This is a genomic window from Pseudomonas sp. MF6396, assembly GCF_002018915.1.
Taxonomy (GTDB): Bacteria; Pseudomonadota; Gammaproteobacteria; order Pseudomonadales; family Pseudomonadaceae; genus Aquipseudomonas; species Aquipseudomonas palmensis.
In genome coordinates this window covers 260,893-279,005 of the sequence record NZ_MVOK01000001.1, presented here as the reverse complement: position 1 = coordinate 279,005, position 18,113 = coordinate 260,893, and the positions used below count along the sequence as shown (strand labels likewise).

The 18,113-nt window shown below is 66.2% G+C and carries 18 protein-coding genes; 8 read left to right on the top strand and 10 right to left on the bottom strand.

Annotated features, from left to right (window positions below; genetic code table 11):
* Window positions 1-178 precede the first annotated feature (178 nt).
* On the top strand, window positions 179-1,630 hold the full coding sequence (gene pyk / locus MF6396_RS01390; RefSeq protein WP_043862122.1) for a pyruvate kinase: 1,452 nt from the start codon (window positions 179-181) through the stop codon (window positions 1,628-1,630).
* A 561-nt stretch (window positions 1,631-2,191) separates the two neighbouring features.
* Here pyk and MF6396_RS01385 read toward each other — a convergent pair.
* Together MF6396_RS01385 and MF6396_RS01380 are read right to left on the bottom strand one after the other, a co-directional pair.
* Window positions 2,192-3,118, bottom strand: a complete 927-nt coding sequence (locus MF6396_RS01385) for an iron-sulfur-binding ferredoxin reductase (protein ID WP_078479540.1) — start codon at window positions 3,116-3,118, stop codon at window positions 2,192-2,194.
* Complete coding sequence (locus tag MF6396_RS01380; protein ID WP_054914813.1) at window positions 3,111-4,223, bottom strand: GGDEF domain-containing protein; 1,113 nt, start codon at window positions 4,221-4,223, stop codon at window positions 3,111-3,113. The genes MF6396_RS01385 and MF6396_RS01380 overlap by 8 nt, the downstream gene beginning before the upstream one ends.
* Before the next feature lie 283 nt (window positions 4,224-4,506).
* Here MF6396_RS01380 and MF6396_RS01375 point away from each other — a divergent pair, with 283 nt between their 5' ends.
* Entirely contained in the window at window positions 4,507-6,030 is a 1,524-nt protein-coding gene (locus MF6396_RS01375) for a fumarate hydratase (RefSeq protein WP_078479539.1), read from the top strand.
* Window positions 6,031-6,134: 104 nt separating this feature from the next.
* On the opposite strand, the gene MF6396_RS01370 is transcribed toward MF6396_RS01375, so the two are convergent.
* The 4 genes from MF6396_RS01370 to MF6396_RS01355 form a co-directional block, all read right to left on the bottom strand.
* Entirely contained in the window at window positions 6,135-6,716 is a 582-nt protein-coding gene (locus MF6396_RS01370) for a DJ-1/PfpI family protein (RefSeq protein WP_043862118.1), read from the bottom strand.
* A gap of 41 nt (window positions 6,717-6,757) precedes the next feature.
* Window positions 6,758-7,915, bottom strand: a complete 1,158-nt coding sequence (locus MF6396_RS01365) for a phospholipase D-like domain-containing protein (protein WP_054914815.1) — start codon at window positions 7,913-7,915, stop codon at window positions 6,758-6,760.
* A 1-nt stretch (window position 7,916) separates the two neighbouring features.
* Window positions 7,917-8,498 (bottom strand): YceI family protein, encoded by a 582-nt coding sequence (locus MF6396_RS01360; RefSeq protein ID WP_043862116.1) that lies wholly within the window; start codon window positions 8,496-8,498, stop codon window positions 7,917-7,919.
* 93 nt (window positions 8,499-8,591) lie between these two features.
* Window positions 8,592-9,485: an acyl-CoA dehydrogenase family protein gene (locus tag MF6396_RS01355; RefSeq protein ID WP_043862115.1), complete on the bottom strand. Its 894-nt coding sequence runs from the start codon at window positions 9,483-9,485 to the stop codon at window positions 8,592-8,594.
* Between the two features lie 133 nt (window positions 9,486-9,618).
* Between MF6396_RS01355 and olsB the strand changes: the two genes are divergently transcribed.
* Complete coding sequence (olsB, locus tag MF6396_RS01350; protein WP_043862114.1) at window positions 9,619-10,374, top strand: L-ornithine N(alpha)-acyltransferase; 756 nt, start codon at window positions 9,619-9,621, stop codon at window positions 10,372-10,374.
* Entirely contained in the window at window positions 10,374-11,159 is a 786-nt protein-coding gene (locus MF6396_RS01345) for a lysophospholipid acyltransferase family protein (protein ID WP_078479538.1), read from the top strand. Before olsB ends, MF6396_RS01345 begins: the two co-directional genes overlap by 1 nt.
* Here MF6396_RS01345 and MF6396_RS01340 read toward each other — a convergent pair.
* Entirely contained in the window at window positions 11,135-11,725 is a 591-nt protein-coding gene (locus MF6396_RS01340; protein WP_043862112.1) for an acyl carrier protein phosphodiesterase, read from the bottom strand. The two genes, MF6396_RS01345 and MF6396_RS01340, sit on opposite strands and share 25 nt — an antisense overlap.
* 159 nt (window positions 11,726-11,884) lie before the next feature.
* Here MF6396_RS01340 and MF6396_RS01335 point away from each other — a divergent pair, with 159 nt between their 5' ends.
* From MF6396_RS01335 to MF6396_RS01325, 3 genes are read left to right on the top strand one after another with little or no spacing between them, the layout of a single operon-like run.
* The gene (locus MF6396_RS01335) at window positions 11,885-12,187 is read left to right on the top strand and encodes an ArsR/SmtB family transcription factor (protein WP_043862111.1); all 303 of its coding nucleotides are present in this window, start codon (window positions 11,885-11,887) and stop codon (window positions 12,185-12,187) included.
* Window positions 12,188-12,200: 13 nt separating this feature from the next.
* Window positions 12,201-13,370: an MFS transporter gene (locus MF6396_RS01330; RefSeq protein ID WP_078479537.1), complete on the top strand. Its 1,170-nt coding sequence runs from the start codon at window positions 12,201-12,203 to the stop codon at window positions 13,368-13,370.
* A gap of 20 nt (window positions 13,371-13,390) precedes the next feature.
* Window positions 13,391-14,440 carry an alkene reductase gene (locus tag MF6396_RS01325; RefSeq protein WP_043862109.1) on the top strand — a complete coding sequence of 350 codons (1,050 nt, stop codon included), beginning with the start codon at window positions 13,391-13,393 and terminating at the stop codon, window positions 14,438-14,440.
* A gap of 109 nt (window positions 14,441-14,549) precedes the next feature.
* Here the strand turns inward: MF6396_RS01325 and MF6396_RS01320 are convergent, their stop codons facing one another.
* Genes MF6396_RS01320 through MF6396_RS01310 form a run of 3 tightly spaced genes read right to left on the bottom strand, consistent with a single transcriptional unit; the run spans window position 14,550 to window position 17,348 of the window.
* On the bottom strand, window positions 14,550-15,374 hold the full coding sequence (locus tag MF6396_RS01320) for a hypothetical protein (protein ID WP_058540893.1): 825 nt from the start codon (window positions 15,372-15,374) through the stop codon (window positions 14,550-14,552).
* Between the two features lie 39 nt (window positions 15,375-15,413).
* Window positions 15,414-16,409, bottom strand: coding sequence for an NAD-dependent epimerase/dehydratase family protein (locus MF6396_RS01315; RefSeq protein WP_058540892.1), 996 nt, complete (start codon window positions 16,407-16,409; stop codon window positions 15,414-15,416).
* 12 nt (window positions 16,410-16,421) lie between these two features.
* A complete protein-coding gene (locus tag MF6396_RS01310; RefSeq protein WP_058540891.1) occupies window positions 16,422-17,348 on the bottom strand; it encodes a LysR family transcriptional regulator ArgP in 927 nt (308 codons plus the stop codon).
* 122 nt (window positions 17,349-17,470) lie between these two features.
* Here MF6396_RS01310 and MF6396_RS01305 point away from each other — a divergent pair, with 122 nt between their 5' ends.
* Complete coding sequence (locus MF6396_RS01305) at window positions 17,471-18,070, top strand: LysE/ArgO family amino acid transporter (RefSeq protein ID WP_043862105.1); 600 nt, start codon at window positions 17,471-17,473, stop codon at window positions 18,068-18,070.
* The last annotated feature ends 43 nt before the right edge of the window (window positions 18,071-18,113 follow it).

Here is an 18,113-nt window from a genome sequence, read left to right as displayed (position 1 = left end):
TATCGGCGCTTTCCTTGAAAGCTATAGGAGGAACAGCGGCAAGCGGACTGCATTGCGCTTGCCGCTTGCCACTCGTTCAAGCGCCCCTCCTCCTCCCACCAAGGTAGTGCAAAGGAACAATGACTACAGCGATTTTCCGGAGTAGCCTTTCGCTGCGCTTCACTACAGGAGTCTGTGCATGACCATCCGCCGCACCAAAATTGTCGCCACCCTTGGCCCCGCCAGCAACTCGCCGGAAGTTATCGAGCAACTGATCCTTGCGGGTCTGGACGTCGCTCGCTTGAACTTCTCGCACGGTACCCCGGACGAGCACAAGGCTCGCGCCCGCATGATCCGTGACATCGCTGCCAAGCATGGCCGCCACGTCGCGCTGCTGGGCGACCTGCAAGGGCCGAAGATCCGCATTGCCAAGTTTGCCAACAAGCGAATCGAACTCAAGGTCGGCGACCGCTTCACCTTCTCCACGGCTCACCCGCTCACCGAAGGCACCCAGGATATCGTCGGCATCGACTACCCGGACCTGGTCAAGGACTGCGGCGTGGGTGACGAACTGCTGCTCGACGACGGCCGCGTGGTCATGCGCGTCGAAACCGCCAGCGCCGACGCCCTGCACTGCGTGGTGCTGATCGGCGGCCCGCTGTCGGACCACAAGGGCATCAACCGTCGCGGCGGCGGCCTGACCGCCCCGGCCCTGACCGAGAAAGACAAGGCCGATATCAAGCTGGCGGCCGAGATGGACCTGGACTACCTGGCCGTGTCGTTCCCGCGTGATGCCAGCGACATGGAATACGCCCGTCGCCTGCGTGACGAGTCCGGTGGTACGGCCTGGCTGGTGGCCAAGATCGAACGTGCCGAAGCCGTGGCCGACGACGAGACCCTCGACGGCCTGATTCGCGCCAGTGATGCAGTGATGGTGGCCCGTGGTGACCTGGGTGTGGAAATCGGCGACGCCGAGCTGGTGGGCATCCAGAAGAAGATCATTCTGCATGCACGCCGCCACAACAAGGCGGTGATCACCGCGACCCAGATGATGGAGTCGATGATCCAGAACCCGATGCCGACCCGTGCCGAAGTGTCCGACGTGGCCAACGCCGTGCTCGACTACACCGACGCGGTGATGCTGTCGGCCGAGAGTGCTGCCGGTGCCTACCCGCTCGAGGCGGTACAGGCCATGGCGCGGATCTGCCTGGGCGCCGAGAAGCACCCTACCAGCAAGACCTCCAGCCACCGCATGGGCACGCAGTTCAGCCGTTGCGACGAGAGCATCGCGCTGGCGGCCATGTACACCGCCAACCACTTCCCGGGTGTGAAGGCGATCATTGCCTTGACCGAGAGTGGCTACACCCCGCTGATCATGTCGCGTATTCGTTCGTCGATCCCGATTTTCGCCTTCTCGCCGCACCGCGAGACCCAGGCGCGGGTTGCGATGTTCCGTGGCGTGTACACCGTACCGTTCGACCCTGCGGCGCTGGCGCCGGAGCAAGTCAGCCAGGCGGCGGTGGACGAGCTGCTCAAGCGTGGCGTGGTCGAGCAAGGTGACTGGGTCATCCTGACCAAGGGTGACAGCTACCACACCATCGGTGGCACCAATGGCATGAAGATTCTGCATGTCGGTGATCCGTTGGTCTGAAGCTGACCGGTTGTCACTAGAGCCCCTCCTTGATGGCGGGGCTTTTTTATGGGTGCCGATACGCCGGTGCAGGTGCCGGTGATCTTGGTCTTAATCTGGCTTTGATCTGCCGGCCCTTCAGAAGGCCGAGTGGAATCGCCATCCAGGCTGGATAATCTCTCGACTCTGGATCAGTGGTTCCAATGACAGCGAGCATATCCAACATGAATACAGACGCCGAGGGCCCCTTCCGCTCTTACAGCGGCTTACTTTTTTCTTGGAAAAAGTAAGCAAAACCGCTCCGTCCATCATCAGGCCCTACGCTTCGCTACGGGTCCCCTCCCTCCGGCGCCTCTCCGGGGGCACGCGACCCGAGTTGCAAGCAACTCTAACAGTCGCTCGCTTCGGCTAACGCCGAAGGGGCTTCGCCCCGCCCCCTGCACGACACCTCCACTCGGCCTTCTGGGGGACGGAAGATCAAAATCAAAAGCAGATCAAGAGCCAGAGCCAGAGCCAGAGCCAGAGCCAAGGCCAGCGCAAACGCCGCAGGAGCCTGCAGTACCTCCTTAGGGGAATAGGAGCTCAGGCATGCCCCACGAATACATCCGCAAACAGCTGATTACGCGGCAACCCCGCCAGAAACAACCCACGCGCAAACCGCTCCACACTCGACGCAGAGCCACAAGCCAGCGCAATCGTCTGACGCGATGCCAGACGCATCGGCCCCAACTCCTCCGGTATCAGCAACTGCACCTCCATCTGCGGGTGCCGCCGCGCCAGTTCATCCAGCTCCCGCTGCAGGTAATGCCCACCCGCCTCGCTCGCCACATGCACCACCCTGATCGCCCCCTGATGCTCCTGACGCAGCGCCTCGCGCACAATCCCCCACAGTGGCGCCAGCCCGGAACCCGCCGCCAGCAGCCACAACGGCCGGGCCTGCCAGTCCGGATCGTAATGCAGTGCGCCACCGCGCAACTCCCCCAGGCGCACCAGGTCGCCCACCTGCAACCCCCGCGCCGCGCTGCAGAACGCCCCGGCATGCCGGCAATCCAGGTGAAATTCAAGCCATTCATCCTCGCCCGGCACGCTGGCCAGCGAATACGGTCGCGCAACACCCTGCGCGCTCCACAGCACCAGATGCTGCCCCGCCTGATACCGCAACGGCCTGTCCGGTTGCAGGCGCAGGCGCAGCACCTGCGCGCCCAGCCAGTCCAGCGCGACGACCCGCGCCGGCGCCCCATCGCGCACCGGGTCGAACACCGCTACCTGCAGGTCACTCTCGACCCGGCACTGGCAGGCCAGCCGCCAGCCCTCCAGGCGCTTGCCTTCGCTCAGCGCATCGGGCCTGGCATCACCCGGCACACCCGCCAGACAGCGCACCAGGCATGCATGGCAGCTCCCCGCCCGGCAGCTGTAGGGCACGCCCACGCCAGCCTCGTTCAGCGCATCCAGCAGGTTGCTGCCCTCGGCCACCTGCCAGCTGCGCTCACCTACGCACAACTCAGGCATCCACCACCTCCCAGGCCGGCACACAGCGATTTCGGCCGCTGCGCTTGGCGCGGTACAGCGCCTGGTCGGCACGGTGCAATGCATTGTCCAGGTCATCCTCGGCTGTCAGCAGGGTCATCCCGACCGACAGGCTCAAGGGCCCCACCTGCCCCTGCATCGCCGCCGAGGGCAACGCACCGAAGGCCTGACGCAGACGCTCGCAGCAATGTTCCAGGGCCTGGGCCGTGCAATCGGGCAACAGCAGCACGAACTCCTCGCCGCCATAGCGGGCCAGCACCGCGGCGTCGCACAGGTGCTCGCTGGCAACCTGGGCAAAGGCCTGCAGTACCCGGTCGCCGACCGCATGCCCGTGGGCGTCGTTGATGCGCTTGAAATGGTCCAGGTCGATCAGCGCCAGGCCATGCCGGCTCCCCATGGGCATGCTGGCCAGGGCATCGCTGGCCAGGCGCAGAAAATGCCGGCGGTTGAACAGGCCGGTCAGCTCGTCGGTGGCCACCAGTTCCTCCAGTTGCCCCATCATGCCGCGCAGGGTGTCCTGGTGCGCCTGCAGGGCGATGCGGCGCTGGCGCATGCGCTGGCGCGAGGCCTGCACGTAGCGGGCATACAGGCACAACCAGCACAGCACCACGAACAGCGTGCATACCTGCAACGCCGCCAGCGCCGGGTCCGACAGGCGCCCGTTGCCCCACTCCCACAGGTTCAGGCCGAGAAAGCTGCACAGCACCACCAGCGCGCAGCGGGTGAACGAACGGCCGTTGAGGTGGAACAGGCCGAACATCAGGATCAACGGGTACAGCACCAGGAAGGTGCCACGGGCCTGGTCCAGGTTGGCCAGCAGCCAGGTTTGCCAGGCCGCTGCCAGCAACACCTGGAACTCCGTGAGGCTGGGGTCACGCCAGCGCAGGTTGACGCCACTGGCAAACACCCAGCCCAGCCACGCCAGGTTGAGCACCAGCAGCACACTGCTCGCGCCGATGACCGGCACCGGCGCCTGCACATGCCCGCCCAGCACGGCGACCCAGGCCAGCAGCAGCACCAGCAGGTAACTGCCGGCAGCCAGCAGGAAACGCTTGAGAAGAAGCTTTTGCAGAGCGGTTTCGGTCACGGGTGACTCACCAGGCAGCCGAGCGGCAGCGGTTGTGACGGGGGGCAGTCGGTACTGTAGGACGTGTTCGAAATAATTGCCACGCAAAAACAGTGCCTGGCAGCAGGCGACCATGGTTGGCCGCACTGGCGCGTGTACCGGCAGGCGATGCGCGCTATACTGCCGCGCCTTTTTGCGTCGGCCACTGCGTGTCGGCGCGCCTTGAAAGGTCATTGCGACGCCTCGGCCCGTGAACGTCGCGATACCTTAATGAATGTTCCCGTCTTTAAGAGGAGCGCGCTGCATGACCGTGATCAAGCAAGACGACCTGATTCAGAGCGTTGCCGACGCCCTGCAGTTCATTTCGTACTACCACCCCGTCGATTTCATCCAGGCCATGCACGAGGCCTACCTGCGTGAAGAGTCGCCGGCTGCGCGCGACTCCATCGCGCAGATCCTGATCAACTCGCGCATGTGCGCCACCGGCCACCGGCCGATCTGCCAGGACACCGGTATCGTCACCGTGTTCGTGCGCGTCGGCATGGACGTGCGCTGGGATGGCGCGACCATGAGCCTGGACGACATGATCAACGAAGGCGTGCGTCGCGCCTACAACCTGCCCGAGAACGTGCTGCGCGCCTCGATCCTGGCCGACCCGGCAGGTGCCCGCAAGAACACCAAGGACAACACCCCGGCCGTGATCCACTACTCGATCGTCCCTGGCGACAAGGTCGAGGTCGATGTCGCGGCCAAGGGCGGCGGTTCGGAAAACAAGTCGAAGATGGCCATGCTCAACCCGTCCGACTCGATCGTCGACTGGGTGCTCAAGACCGTTCCGACCATGGGCGCCGGCTGGTGCCCGCCGGGCATGCTCGGCATCGGTATCGGCGGTACTGCCGAGAAGGCCGCGGTGATGGCCAAGGAAGTGTTGATGGAGTCCATCGACATCCACGAGCTCAAGGCCCGTGGCCCGCAGAACCGCATCGAAGAGATCCGCCTGGAACTGTTCGAGAAGGTCAACCAGCTGGGCATCGGCGCCCAGGGCCTGGGCGGCCTGACCACCGTGCTCGACGTCAAGATCATGGACTACCCGACCCACGCGGCCTCGTTGCCGGTGTGCATGATCCCCAACTGCGCAGCCACCCGTCACGCGCACTTCGTGCTCGATGGTTCCGGCCCTGCGGAGCTGGAAGCACCGTCGCTGGACGCCTATCCGGAAATCGTCTGGGAAGCCGGCCCGTCGGCCCGTCGCGTCAACCTCGACACCCTGACCCCGGAAGACGTGCAAAGCTGGAAGCCGGGCGAGACCATCCTGCTCAACGGCAAGATGCTGACCGGCCGCGACGCCGCGCACAAGCGCATGGTCGAGATGCTCAACCGTGGCGAAGAGCTGCCGGTGGACCTCCAGGGCCGCTTCATCTACTACGTCGGCCCGGTTGATCCGGTGCGCGAAGAAGTGGTTGGCCCGGCAGGCCCGACCACCGCAACGCGGATGGACAAGTTCACCCGTCAGATCCTGGAGCAGACCGGCCTGCTGGGCATGATCGGCAAGTCCGAGCGCGGCCCGACCGCCATCGACGCGATCAAGGACAACAAGGCCGTGTACCTGATGGCCGTGGGTGGCGCTGCCTACCTGGTGGCTCAGGCGATCAAGAAATCCAAGGTGCTGGCATTTGCCGAACTGGGGATGGAAGCGATCTACGAGTTCGACGTGAAAGACATGCCGGTGACCGTTGCGGTCGACAGCAAGGGCGAGTCGGTGCACATCACCGGGCCTGCGCTGTGGCAGAGCAAGATCGCGCAAAGCCTGGCAGTGGAAGTGAAGTAAGCGCCAGCGCTACAAGCTGAAAGCTGAAAGCGGCAAGGGAGTGATCCCTTGCCGCTTTTTTGTTGCCTGTACCGGCCTCTTCGCCGGCACGCCAGCGAAGGCTTTCAGAGGGTAATGCGCGTACCCAGCAACCCCAGGAACCCCGCCAGCCACGCCGGGTGCGCAGGCCAGGCCGGCGCACTGGCCAGGTTGCCCTGCACATGCGCCGCCGTCACCTCGATCTCGACGTAACGCCCACCTGCCAGGCGCACCTCCGGCGCACACGCCGGGTACGCACTGCACTCGCGCCCCTCCAGCACCCCGGCCGCCGCCAGCAGTTGCGCCCCATGGCACACCGCCGCAATCGGCTTGCCCGCCTGGTCGATGGCGCGCACCAGTTGCAGCACCTCTTCATTCAGGCGCAGGTACTCCGGCGCACGCCCGCCCGGGATCACCAGCGCGTCGTAGTCTTCGGCACGCACCTGGGCGAAATCGAAGTTCAGGCCAAAGTTGTGCCCCGGCTTCTCGCTGTAGGTCTGGTCGCCCTCGAAGTCATGGATGGCGGTACGTACCGACTGCCCGGCCGACTTGCCCGGGCACACCGCATGCACCGTGTGGCCAACCATCTGCAGCGCCTGGAACGGCACCATCACTTCATAGTCTTCGACGTAATCGCCGACCAGCATGAGAATCTTTTTCGCTGCCATTTCGTCAACTCCTTCTGATGCGGGGGAAAATCGAAAGAACCTCAGTCGCGCCGGTCCAGCAGGTTGACCACCACCCGGTCCAGCCAGCCCCAGATACGCTGTTTCACACGCCGCCACAGCGGCCGCGCCTGCCAGTCGTCCAGGTCGACCTGGCGGCTCAGGGCAAAGTCGCGCTCGAAGCTCGCCACCACGTCGGCGGTCAGTTGCGGGTCGATGGCCTCGACGTTGGCCTCAAGGTTGAAACGCAGGTTCCAGTGGTCGAAATTGCATGAGCCAATGCTCACCCAGTCGTCCACCAGCACCATCTTCAGGTGCAGGAAGCATGGCTGGTATTCGAATATCTTCACCCCTGCCCGCAGCAGGCGCGGGTAATAGCGATGACCGGCATAGCGTACCGAAGGATGGTCAGTACGCGGGCCGGTCAGCAGCAGGCGCACATCGATGCCCAGCGCGGCCGCGCGGCGCAAAGCCCGGCGCACCTTCCAGGTGGGCAGAAAATACGGCGTGGCCAGCCAGATACGACGCTTGCCGCTGATCAGCGCACGCACCAGCGACTGCAGGATGTCGCGGTGCTGGCGGGCGTCGGCATAGGCCACCCGGCCCAGGCCCGGGCCTGCAACCGGCACCCGCGGCAGGTGCGCCAGGCCGAAATGGGTGGGTGGGCGCCACGCGGTGCGGCGCAGGTTGGAACGCCACTGGCGATCGAACAGCATCTGCCAGTCGGCCACCAGCGGCCCCTGCATCTGCACCATCACCTCGTGCCATTCGCTGACCGGCTCGCCCGGTGTCCAGAACTGGTCGGTGACCCCGGTGCCGCCGACCACCGCCCAGGCCTGGTCCACCAGCAGCAGCTTGCGGTGGTCGCGGTACAGGTTGCGCAGCCCCCGGCGCCACCGCAGGCGGTTGTACCAGCGCAACTCAACGCCGGCGCCCAGCAGGCGCTGACGCAGGCTCAAGGTAAAGGCCAGCGAGCCGTAGTCATCGAACAGGCAGCGTACCCGCACGCCGCGCTCGGCGGCCTGCACCAGCGCCTGCACCATGGCCTCGGCACACGCCCCGGCCTCGACCAGGTACAGCTCCAGGTCGACCTGGTGCTCGGCACCCATGATCGTCTGCAGCATGCGCGGGAAGAACTGTGGGCCGTCGATCAGCAGTTCGAACTGGTTGCCGGCACGCCAAGGAAACACCGGCCCGGCCATTTCAGCGCGCCGTGAAGATCAGTACCGCACCCACCGGCACCGACAGGTTGATCGACTGCAGCCCGGCGAGCTTCTGCAACGTCTTGAGGCCGGGCAGCAGGTCGAAGTGATCGGCGCTCAGTACCAGCGGCTCCAGGGTCACCACCTGGAAACGCCGCTCGTCGAGCCGGGTGGCGAGCAACTGCGCGTTGTAGCTATGGGTCTTGCCGTGCAGGTTGACGGTCACCGGCAGGCGCAGTTCGACCTGGGCACCGTTGGCCAGGTCGTTGATCGGACGCAGGTCGATCTGCGCCTGGATGGTCGCGTCGGGGTATTTGGCCACCTCGAACAGGTCGTTGCGCATGCGCTCGTCACGCAGCGGGATGCCGCTGCTGACCGAGTCCATCTCGATCTGCAGCTCGGCCGCACCCTTGCGATCGACCTTGCCATGCAGCACCAGAAAGCGATGCACCTCGGACACGTTGCCGTTCTTGCTGGTGATGAACGACAGGCGCGACGATTCGCCGTCCAGGTGCCAGTTGGCCTGGGCAGGCAGGCTCGCCAGGGCCAGCAGGGCGAGAGCGATTCGGGGCAGGCTGAACATGCAGGTTCCTGAAAGCGTAAAGCCGCCAACATTACCCGCCTGCCCGCACGGCAGCAAGCGACAGCCTGTGGCCATGCGGGCAGCCCGGCAACCTCAGGCCAGCCCGCTGCCGGCCCATGCCTTGGCCAGGCGCCTGGCCCGCGCCGCGCTGGCGATCTGCAGGATGCCCTGGTCGCGCTGCCACAGCTCGGCCCAGGGCCCCGGCGTGCTCGTCAGCGCCTGGTCGAGCTCGCCGCTCAGTTGCGAGAACTGCGCGAACAGGCCGCCCAGCAACAGGTGGAACGCCGCCGAATCGGCGCATTGCCGGCTGCCTTCGGCACACCCGGCCAGCAGCCCGATCAGGCGCAGCAAAAGCCCCTGCGGCCAGGCATTGGCGCGGCCTACCCCGTACAGCCAGGCGCTCAGGGCGCTTAGCACGTACAGGTCTTCCAGCGAGCGGAACGGCTTGACGTAGGCATCCCAGCCGTCACCGGCCAGGCGTTCGCACAGGGCCTGTTCAAGGTGCAGGCGGGCATGCCCGACCTCAGGCATCAACGGCAGGCTCGGCAAGGGCTCCACGCGCACACCCGGCTCCCCCGGGTACACCACCGCCAGGCTCAGCCGAGGCGCCTGGCCCGGTGCTTCGCAGCGCGCCGCCACCAGCAGCCAGTCGGCGTCCGGCCCGGCGGTGACGAAGTCCTTGCTGCCGCTCAGGCGCAGCGTGTCGAGCGCCAGGCGCATGCCCATGTCGGCGGCGCGCACGCTGCGCCGCTCACTCGCACACAGGGCGCCGAGGCCCGCCGGGGCGCTGGGCCACAGCACGCGCAAGGCGGCCTGGTAGCCCACCAGAAACGCCAGCCCCGGGGTCGGCATGGCTTGCCCGCCCAGCACTGCCAGCTCGAACGGGCTGACCGTGCCCAGCTGCTCCAGCAGGCTGGCGTAGGTGTCACCCAGGTTACCGGTTGCCAAGGGCGGAATGGGGTCGTTGAGTCGCTGCAGCCAGGCCATCGGCGTGCTCCTTGAGGGCTGTCATACAAGCATCACCAAAGCTTCATGGGGGTGACACCGCGTCTACCTAGGCTGAGCTTGCACAACATAGTCGACCGGCCGCAACCCCATGGCTGGTTTATGGAGACTCGCAATGACCCTGACTGCATGCCCTGGCGACACCCGTAACGAACGCCGTCTGCAGGCCGAGCGCCTGGTCGGCCCCGCCGCGCTGCACGAAGCCCAGGCATTGCGCTTTCGCGTGTTCAGCAGCGAATTCAAGGCCAGGCTCAAAGGCGCCGAACACGGGCTGGACATGGACGACTACGACATCCACTGCCAGCACATCGGCGTACGCGACCTCAACAGCGGGCACCTGGTGGCCACCACCCGCCTGCTCGACCACCAGGCCGCCAGCAGCCTGGGGCGCTTCTACAGCGAAGAGGAGTTCAGCCTGCATGGCCTGGGCCATCTGCAGGGCCCCATCCTTGAACTGGGGCGCACCTGCGTCGACCCGGCCTACCGCAACGGCGGCACCATCGCGGTGCTGTGGGGCGAGCTTGCCGAGGTACTCAACGAGGGCCGCTACAGCTACCTGATGGGTTGCGCCAGCATCCCCATGCAGGACGGCGGCGTGCAGGCCCACGCGATCATGCAACGCCTGCGCGAGCGCTACCTGTGCACCGAGCACCTGCGCGCCGAACCGAAGAACCCGCTGCCCAGCCTGGCACTGCCCGGCAACGTCATCGCCGAGATGCCGCCGCTGCTCAAGGCCTACATGCGCCTGGGCGCCAAGATCTGCGGCGAGCCGTGCTGGGACGAAGACTTCCAGGTGGCCGACGTATTCATCCTGCTCAAGCGCGACGAGCTGTGCCCACGCTACGCCCGCCACTTCAAGGCGGCGGTGTGATGCAACGCCTGCGCGTGTATGCGCGAATCGTCCGGGTGCTGCTGGTGGTGCTGTTCGGGCTGGGCATGGCCAGCCTGTTCAGCCTGTACGAGCGCCTGCACCTGAGTACTCACGACGACCGCCGCCAGCGCTGGTCGCAACTGTTCATGGCCCGGCTTGCCCGGGCCTTGCCGTTCAAGGTCACGGTGATCGGCAACCGCCCGCAGCAACCGATGCTGTGGGTCAGCAACCACGTGTCGTGGACCGACATCCCGCTGCTGGGCATGCTCGCGCCGATGTCGTTCCTCTCCAAGGCCGAGGTGCGCCAGTGGCCGGTAGCCGGCTGGCTCGCGCTCAAGGCCGGCACCCTGTTCATCCGCCGCGGCGGCGGCGACAGCCAGCTGCTGCGCCAGCAGATCGCGCGCCACCTGCAACAGGCCTGCCCGGTGCTGATCTTCCCCGAAGGCACCACCACCGACGGGCGCAGCCTGCGCACCTTCCACGGGCGCCTGCTGGCCAGCGCAATCGACACCGCCACGCCCGTGCAACCGGTGGCCGTGCGCTACCTGCGGGGCGGCAAGCCCGACCCCATCGCGCCGTTCGTGGGCGATGACGACCTGCTCTCGCACCTGCTGCGCCTGTTTGACCACGACTGTGGCGAGGTGCAGATCCACCTGCTGGCGCCCATCCAGAGCGCCGGCCAGGAACGTGCGGCACTGGCGTTCAATGCCCAACTGGCGATCCACACGACGTTGTTCGGCGCCCAGCCGGTGGCCCAGCCTCAGCGCCGCGCCAAGGCGGCCTGAGCGTCGGCCGCAAAGCCCTGCAGTTCGGGGTAGAAGTGGCGAAAGTCTTCCATCAGCGGGCCGTACAGCGCCTGTACCTCCTGCATCGCGCCTGCCATACCCTCGGGGCGGGACAGGCGCCGGGCAATACCGTTGAACACCTGTTCGAGCACCGCGAACTCGCGGTACGACCCCAACCAGTCGTCCGCCGCCATGTACGGCGCAATCTGCGCCAGGCGCCCGGGCAGCTCGGGCTCGGCCGCCAGCACCTGGTACACGCGCCCGGTGAACTGGCTCAGCGGCTGCCGGGCATAGTCGTGCCAGTGCAGCGCCAGGCAGTGGTCGAAAAACACATCGAGAATGATCCCGGCATAACGGCGCCGCTCACGCGGAAAACGCGCCAGCGCCGCCAGTACCCGCGGGTGGCTGTCGGTGTACACGTCGATCTGGCGGTGCAGGCGGATGGCGGCTTCCAGCGGCTGGGCAAAGCGCCCCTGCAACGGCCCCTTGACGAAGTCGCCGTACAGGCTGCCGAGCAGTTGTTCGGGCTGCTGGCCGCCCAGGTGAAGGTGTGCGAGGTAGTTCATAGGCCGCAGTGTAGCACCGCTTGCCCGCTTGAATATCGTTATAACCCGATATAGCGATTCATACGCACGACAGAACCAAATCATATTTGTATATCGCGAAATACCAATTTATATTTCGCCCCATCGCGATATAACGCTATACCCACCACGAGCCCACCCATGCCTCTTGATCTCGACGAAATAATAAAAGCCCTGGCCCACCCAGTACGGCGAGAAATCCTGAACTGGTTGAAAGACCCGCAAGCCTGCTTCCCTGACCAGCACCACAGCACCGAACACGGTGTGTGCGCCGGGCAGATCGACCAACGCTGCGGCCTGTCGCAGTCCACGGTCTCGGCCCACCTGGCCACCTTGCAGCGCGCGGGGCTGATCAGCAGCCAGAAGATTGGCCAGTGGCACTTCTTCAAACGCAACGAGGAAACCATCCAGGCCTTCCTCCAGCAGATGAGCCAAGAGCTCTGACAAGGACCTTGCAATGCCCCTTTCGCTGTTGATCCTGGCGCTGAGCGCCTTCGCCATCGGTACCACCGAGTTCGTCATCATGGGCCTGCTGCCGGATGTGGCAAGCGACCTGGGTGTGTCGATCCCCGGTGCCGGCTGGCTGGTGACCGGCTACGCGCTGGGCGTGGCCATCGGCGCGCCGTTCATGGCCCTGGCCACCGCCCGGCTGCCGCGCAAGGCCGCACTGGTGGCGCTGATGGGGGTGTTCATCATCGGCAACCTGCTGTGCGCCCTGGCCACCGACTACAACGTGCTGATGTTTGCCCGCGTGGTCACCGCGCTGTGCCACGGCGCCTTCTTCGGCATCGGTTCGGTGGTGGCGGCCAACCTGGTTCCGGCCAACCGCCGCGCCTCGGCCGTGGCGCTGATGTTCACCGGCCTGACCCTGGCCAACGTGCTGGGCGTGCCACTGGGTACCGCGCTGGGCCAGGTGTACGGCTGGCGCTCGACGTTCTGGGCAGTGACCGTGATCGGCGTGATCGCGCTGATCGGCCTGATCCGCTTCCTGCCGATCAAGCGCGACGAAGAGAAACTCGACATGCGTGCCGAGCTGGCTGCGCTCAAGGGCGCCGGCATCTGGCTGTCGCTGTCGATGACCGTGCTGTTCTCGGCCTCGATGTTCGCCCTGTTCACCTATGTGGCGCCGTTGCTGGGTGATGTCACCGGCGTGTCGCCGCGCGGCGTGACCTGGACCCTGCTGCTGATCGGCCTGGGCCTGACCCTGGGCAACATCCTGGGCGGCAAGCTGGCCGATCGTCGCCTGGCCGCCACGCTGATGGGCGTGTTCGCCGCCATGGCGGTCATCTCCACCGCCCTGAGCTGGACCAGTACCGCGCTGATTCCGGCCGAGATCACCCTGTTCCTCTGGGCCACTGCCGCGTTCGCCGCCGTGCCGGCCCTGCAGGTCAACGTGGTGAGCTTCGGCAAGGCGGCACCGAACCTGGTGTCGACCCTGAACATCGGTGCCTTCAACCTGGGCAATGCGCTGGGCGCCTGGGTCGGCGGCACCGTGATCGACCAGGGCCTGGGCCTGACCCGCGTGCCCCTGGCGGCAGCGGCGCTGGCCGTGCTGGCCCTGATCGTCACCCTTATCACATTCAGCCAGGGCGGCAACAAAGCCGAACTGGCACCTGCCACTCACTGATTGCCACGAGGTTCACGCACATGACAACGCTATTCGACCCGATCACCCTCGGCGACCTCGAGTTGCCCAACCGCATCATCATGGCCCCGCTGACCCGCTGCCGGGCCGACGAAGGCCGCGTACCCAACGCGCTGATGGCCGAGTACTACGTACAGCGCGCCAGCGCCGGGCTGATTCTCAGCGAGGCCACCTCGGTGACCCCGCTGGGCGTGGGCTACCCCGACACACCGGGCATCTGGAGCAACGACCAGGTGCGTGGCTGGACCAACGTGACCAAGGCGCTGCACGGTGCTGGCGGGCGCATCTTCCTGCAACTGTGGCACGTGGGACGCATCTCGCACCCGCTGTACCTGAACGGCGAAACGCCGGTTGCGCCGAGCGCGGTGCAGCCCAAGGGGCATGTGAGCCTGGTGCGCCCGATCACCGAATTCGTCACCCCGCGCGCGCTGGAAACCGAGGAAATCGCCGACATCATCGAGGCCTACCGCGTCGGTGCCGAGAACGCCAAGGCGGCCGGCTTCGACGGTGTGGAGCTGCATGCGGCCAACGGCTACCTGATCGACCAGTTCCTGCAGAGCAGCACCAACCAGCGCACCGACGAATACGGCGGCTCGCTGGAGAACCGTGCACGGCTGCTGCTGGAAGCGACCGATGCGCTCATCGACGTGTGGGGCGCGCAGCGCGTGGGCGTGCACCTGTCGCCACGGGCCGACCTGCACGACATGGGCGATGCCAACCTGACCGAGACGTTCACCTACGTGGCGCGGGAGCTCGGCAAACGTGGCATCGCCTTCATCTGTGCGCGTGAGCGAGTGGCCGAAGACAGCATCGGGCCGTTGCTCAAAGAGGCGTTTGGCGGGCCGTACATCGCCAACGAACGCTTCGACAAGGCCAGTGCGAATGCTGCCATTGCCAACGGCACGGCCGATGCGGTGGCCTTCGGCGTGCCGTTCATTGCCAACCCCGACCTGCCGGCACGGCTGCAAGCGGATGCACCGCTGAACGAGCCACGGCCTGACACGTTCTACTCCAAGGGCCCGGTCGGGTACATCGATTACCCGGTGATGTAAGCGTCGGCTCTGTCGCGGGTCAAGCCCGCTCCCACAAGGGTATCGGTGGTGTGCAGACAGCCACTGTACCGGTGGGAGCGGGCTTGACCCGCGATAGGTTCACAGCGGATCAGGGCTTGGCGTTGATCTGCCGCTGCAGGTTCTGCACCTGGCTCTGCAAGGTGGTGATGTTGCGGGTCACCTGCCCGCGAAACGCATCGAACTCCGCCGTCGAGGCACCCGCCCCGGCAGCCGCCGCCGGGCGATTCTCCTGCTCGCTCTTGAGCACGATCAGGTCCTGTTCCAGGCGCTGGATCGCCGCCCCCGGATCCCCCTGCTTCTTCAATGCGGCAATCTCCGTCGACAGGCTCTTGAGCTGCGCATCGACCTTGCCGGTATCAGCCTGCGCCGCCTTCACCGCCGCCAGCTCCGTGGCCACGGCCTTGAGTTGCGCCTGCAACTGGGCATTGGTCGCCTGCTGCTCGCCAACCTGCGCCAGGGCCTGCTCCAGCCGCTTGCCCAGGTCACCCTGCTGCCCGGCTACGCCCTGCTGCTGCTTGCTCTGCTCGGCGAGGCTGGCCTGCAACTGCTTTATCTGCAGCTTCAGTGCCTCGCTGCCGGTGCTGACGCTCGACTCGCTGGCCGCCACCTTGCCGCTGATGTCCTGCAGGCGCCCGGCAGCTTCTTCACTGATGCGCGCAAAGCTTTCCTGGGTGGCCACCAGTTGCTGCTCCATCAGCGAAATCTGCTGGAAGCTCCACCAGCCAAGCCCGGCCAGGGCGATGAACGAAGCGCCCACCAGCGCCCACAACGGCCCGGTGGCCGCCGGCTTGCGCGGTTTGCCGCGCACGGCGGCCACCCGTGCACCTGGCGCCGGGGCAAAGTCGTCATCATCGCGACCGCCGGCCTTGAGGCTGGGTACATCATCGAAATCGTCGTGAGCATCGTTGCGCATGGATCAACCGCCGTGAGTGCAAATGAGCGCCAGTATAAGTCAGTGGCCGCCGTGCTGGGCCTTCCACCAGCCGCAGAATTCATCCAGCGCCGCCCACAGGCTGACCTGCGGGCGGTAGTCCAGTTGCTGGCGGGCGCGGCTGATGTCCAGGGTGAAATCCTTGTTCATCACCTGCACCGCCAGGCGCGACAGGGTCGGTTGCGGACGGCCCGGCCACAGCAGGCAGGCCCCCTCGTTCAGCGCGCCCAGGCTGTAGGCCAGGCCACTGGAGCGGTAGCGCGTGACCTGGGGCAGGTCCATGCGCCGCATCACGTAATTGATCACGTCCCACAGCGGCAGCGGGTGGCCGTTGCTGATGTTGTAGGCCTGCCCGAGCGCGTCGTTGCCGGCCAGCACCGCGTTGATCAGCGCCTCGTTGAGGTTCTGCACGCTGGTGAAGTCGACCTTGTTCAAGCCGTTGCCGATGATCGCCAGACGGCGTTTCTGCTGCATCTTGAGCAGGCGCGGGAAGATGCTCACATCCCCTGCCCCGGTGACGAAGCGCGGGCGCAGGGCCAGCACTTCCAGGCCGAACTCCTGGGCACCGAAAACCTTCTGCTCGGCCAGGTACTTGGTGGTCGCGTAGGCATCGTGCAGGCGCCGCGGCACCTGCTCTTCGGTCACCCCCAGGCGCGAGCGCCCGTTCCAGTAGATCGACGGCGAGGACAGGTGCACCAGGCGACGAACGTGTTCCTTCAGGCACGCCTCCACCACGTTCTCGGTGACCACCACGTTGCCCTGGTGAAAGTCCTGGTAGCGTCCCCAGTTGCCCACCGCACCGGCGCAGTGCACCACGGTTTCGACGCCTTGGCAGACCCGCCGGGCCAACTCCGGGTCGCCCAGGTCCCCCGGAATGAACTGGGCGCCGCGGCGCACCAGGTGCTCGACGCCTTCGGCCCGCCGGCCATTGACCCGTACCTCCATGCCCTGCTCCAGGGCAAAGCGTGCAAAGCGCCCGCCAATGAAGCCGCTTGCGCCGGTGACCAGAATTCGCATGAAGCACTCCGCCTACTTGTTTGCAGATGATGCAGACGCCGGCAAACCCGACCACGGCACCAACCAGCTGCTGGCGCTGCGCCGCAGGTGGTCGGTGAGTTGGCCGAGCAATTGCCCGCCATTGCGCCAATGATGCCAGTACAGCGGCACATCGATCGGCTTATCCGCCAGAATTTCCACCAGTTGCCCGCTGGCCAGTTGCGCCTGGGCCTGCAATTCGGGCACCAGGCCCCAACCCACGCCGGCCTCGGTCATGCGCAGAAAGCCCTCCGAAGACGGGCACAGGTGATGCAGGAATGCACCATCGATACCCAGCGACGCCAGGTAGCGATGCTGCAGAAAATCGTCCGGGCCGAACACCACGGCCGGGGTGCGGGCCAGACGCGCCACCTCTACCCCCTGGGGAAAGTGGCGCGCCATGAAGTCGGGGCTGGCCAGCGCACGGTAGCGCATGGCGCCGAGCAGCTCGCTGCGCGCCCCGGCAACCGGTCGCTCGCTGGCGCACAGGCAGGCCGCCACTTCGCCAGCGCGCATGCGCTTGAGGCCCACCTCCTGGTCTTCCACCACCAGCTCCAGCAGCACCCGCTCCTGTGCACAGAACGCCCCGACCGCCGCCGCCCACCAGGTGGCCAGGCTGTCGGCGTTGAGCGCTACCCGCAGACGCTCGGGCTGGCCGCCATCGTCCAGCGCCGGCACCTGATGCTGCAGGTCGCGCTCGAGCAGGCGCACCTGCTGTACATGGTTGAGCAGGCGCTTGCCTATCTCGGTGGGCGCTGGCGGCGCGGCGCGTACCAGCACCGGCTGGCCAACGCGCGCCTCCAGCAGCTTGATACGTTGCGAAATGGCCGATTGCGACAGCCCGAGCAACTGTGCGCCCCGCTCGAAACCGCCCTGCTCGATCACCGCCGCCAGGGCGGAAAGCAACTTGTAGTCGAACATCAGTTTCCCTAATGCCGGATGAGGTTTATTGGTTTTTCTTATACGCCCACTGCCCGCACAATAGCCAGCGATCCCCCCTGTATTTTCGGCAGCCCGTGTGGCTGCTTCGCGGAGCACCTCCCATGTGGCAAAGCTACCTCAACGGCCTGCTGGTCGCCTTCGGGCTGATCATGGCCATCGGCACCCAGAACGCCTTCGTGCTGGCGCAGAGCCTGCGCCGTGAGCACCACCTGCCGGTGGCGGCACTGTGCGTGTTCTGTGATGCGGTGCTGGTGGCGCTTGGCGTGTTCGGTCTGGCCACGGTGCTGGCGCAGAACCCGACCCTGCTGGCGGTCGCGCGCTGGGGTGGGGTGGTGTTTCTGCTGTGGTATGGCAGCAAGGCGCTGATCCGCGCCTGCTCCAGCCAGAGCCTGGAGCAGGGCGAGGGCCTGGGTCAGCGTTCGCGTCGCGCGGTGTTGCTCAGCGCCCTGGCGGTGACCCTGCTCAACCCCCACGTGTACCTGGATACCGTGTTGCTGATCGGCTCGCTGGGTGCGCAGCAAAGCGTGCCGGGTGCCTACGTGGCGGGTGCGGCCAGTGCCTCGCTGCTGTGGTTCTTCACCCTGGCGCTGGGTGCGGCCTGGTTGGCGCCGTGGCTGGCCCGGCCTGGCACCTGGCGCCTGCTGGACCTGATGGTGGCGGTGATGATGTTTGCGGTGGCGTTGCAACTGGCGCTGGGCTGACCCGTTCGTCAGGTGTCGGCAAAGGCTCTGGAACCTCTATTCC

Coding starts and splice junctions, on each gene's coding strand:
- MF6396_RS01345 (WP_078479538.1), top strand. CDS start 10,374: ATGCAACGCCTGCGCGTGTATGCGCGAATCGTCCGGGTGCTGCTGGTG.
- MF6396_RS01315 (WP_058540892.1), bottom strand. CDS start 16,409: ATGCGAATTCTGGTCACCGGCGCAAGCGGCTTCATTGGCGGGCGCTTT.
- olsB (WP_043862114.1), top strand. CDS start 9,619: ATGACCCTGACTGCATGCCCTGGCGACACCCGTAACGAACGCCGTCTG.
- MF6396_RS01335 (WP_043862111.1), top strand. CDS start 11,885: ATGCCTCTTGATCTCGACGAAATAATAAAAGCCCTGGCCCACCCAGTA.
- MF6396_RS01365 (WP_054914815.1), bottom strand. CDS start 7,915: ATGGCCGGGCCGGTGTTTCCTTGGCGTGCCGGCAACCAGTTCGAACTG.
- MF6396_RS01330 (WP_078479537.1), top strand. CDS start 12,201: ATGCCCCTTTCGCTGTTGATCCTGGCGCTGAGCGCCTTCGCCATCGGT.
- MF6396_RS01360 (WP_043862116.1), bottom strand. CDS start 8,498: ATGTTCAGCCTGCCCCGAATCGCTCTCGCCCTGCTGGCCCTGGCGAGC.
- MF6396_RS01385 (WP_078479540.1), bottom strand. CDS start 3,118: ATGCCTGAGTTGTGCGTAGGTGAGCGCAGCTGGCAGGTGGCCGAGGGC.
- MF6396_RS01325 (WP_043862109.1), top strand. CDS start 13,391: ATGACAACGCTATTCGACCCGATCACCCTCGGCGACCTCGAGTTGCCC.
- MF6396_RS01370 (WP_043862118.1), bottom strand. CDS start 6,716: ATGGCAGCGAAAAAGATTCTCATGCTGGTCGGCGATTACGTCGAAGAC.
- MF6396_RS01310 (WP_058540891.1), bottom strand. CDS start 17,348: ATGTTCGACTACAAGTTGCTTTCCGCCCTGGCGGCGGTGATCGAGCAG.
- MF6396_RS01320 (WP_058540893.1), bottom strand. CDS start 15,374: ATGCGCAACGATGCTCACGACGATTTCGATGATGTACCCAGCCTCAAG.
- MF6396_RS01340 (WP_043862112.1), bottom strand. CDS start 11,725: ATGAACTACCTCGCACACCTTCACCTGGGCGGCCAGCAGCCCGAACAA.
- MF6396_RS01305 (WP_043862105.1), top strand. CDS start 17,471: ATGTGGCAAAGCTACCTCAACGGCCTGCTGGTCGCCTTCGGGCTGATC.
- MF6396_RS01355 (WP_043862115.1), bottom strand. CDS start 9,485: ATGGCCTGGCTGCAGCGACTCAACGACCCCATTCCGCCCTTGGCAACC.
- MF6396_RS01375 (WP_078479539.1), top strand. CDS start 4,507: ATGACCGTGATCAAGCAAGACGACCTGATTCAGAGCGTTGCCGACGCC.
- pyk (WP_043862122.1), top strand. CDS start 179: ATGACCATCCGCCGCACCAAAATTGTCGCCACCCTTGGCCCCGCCAGC.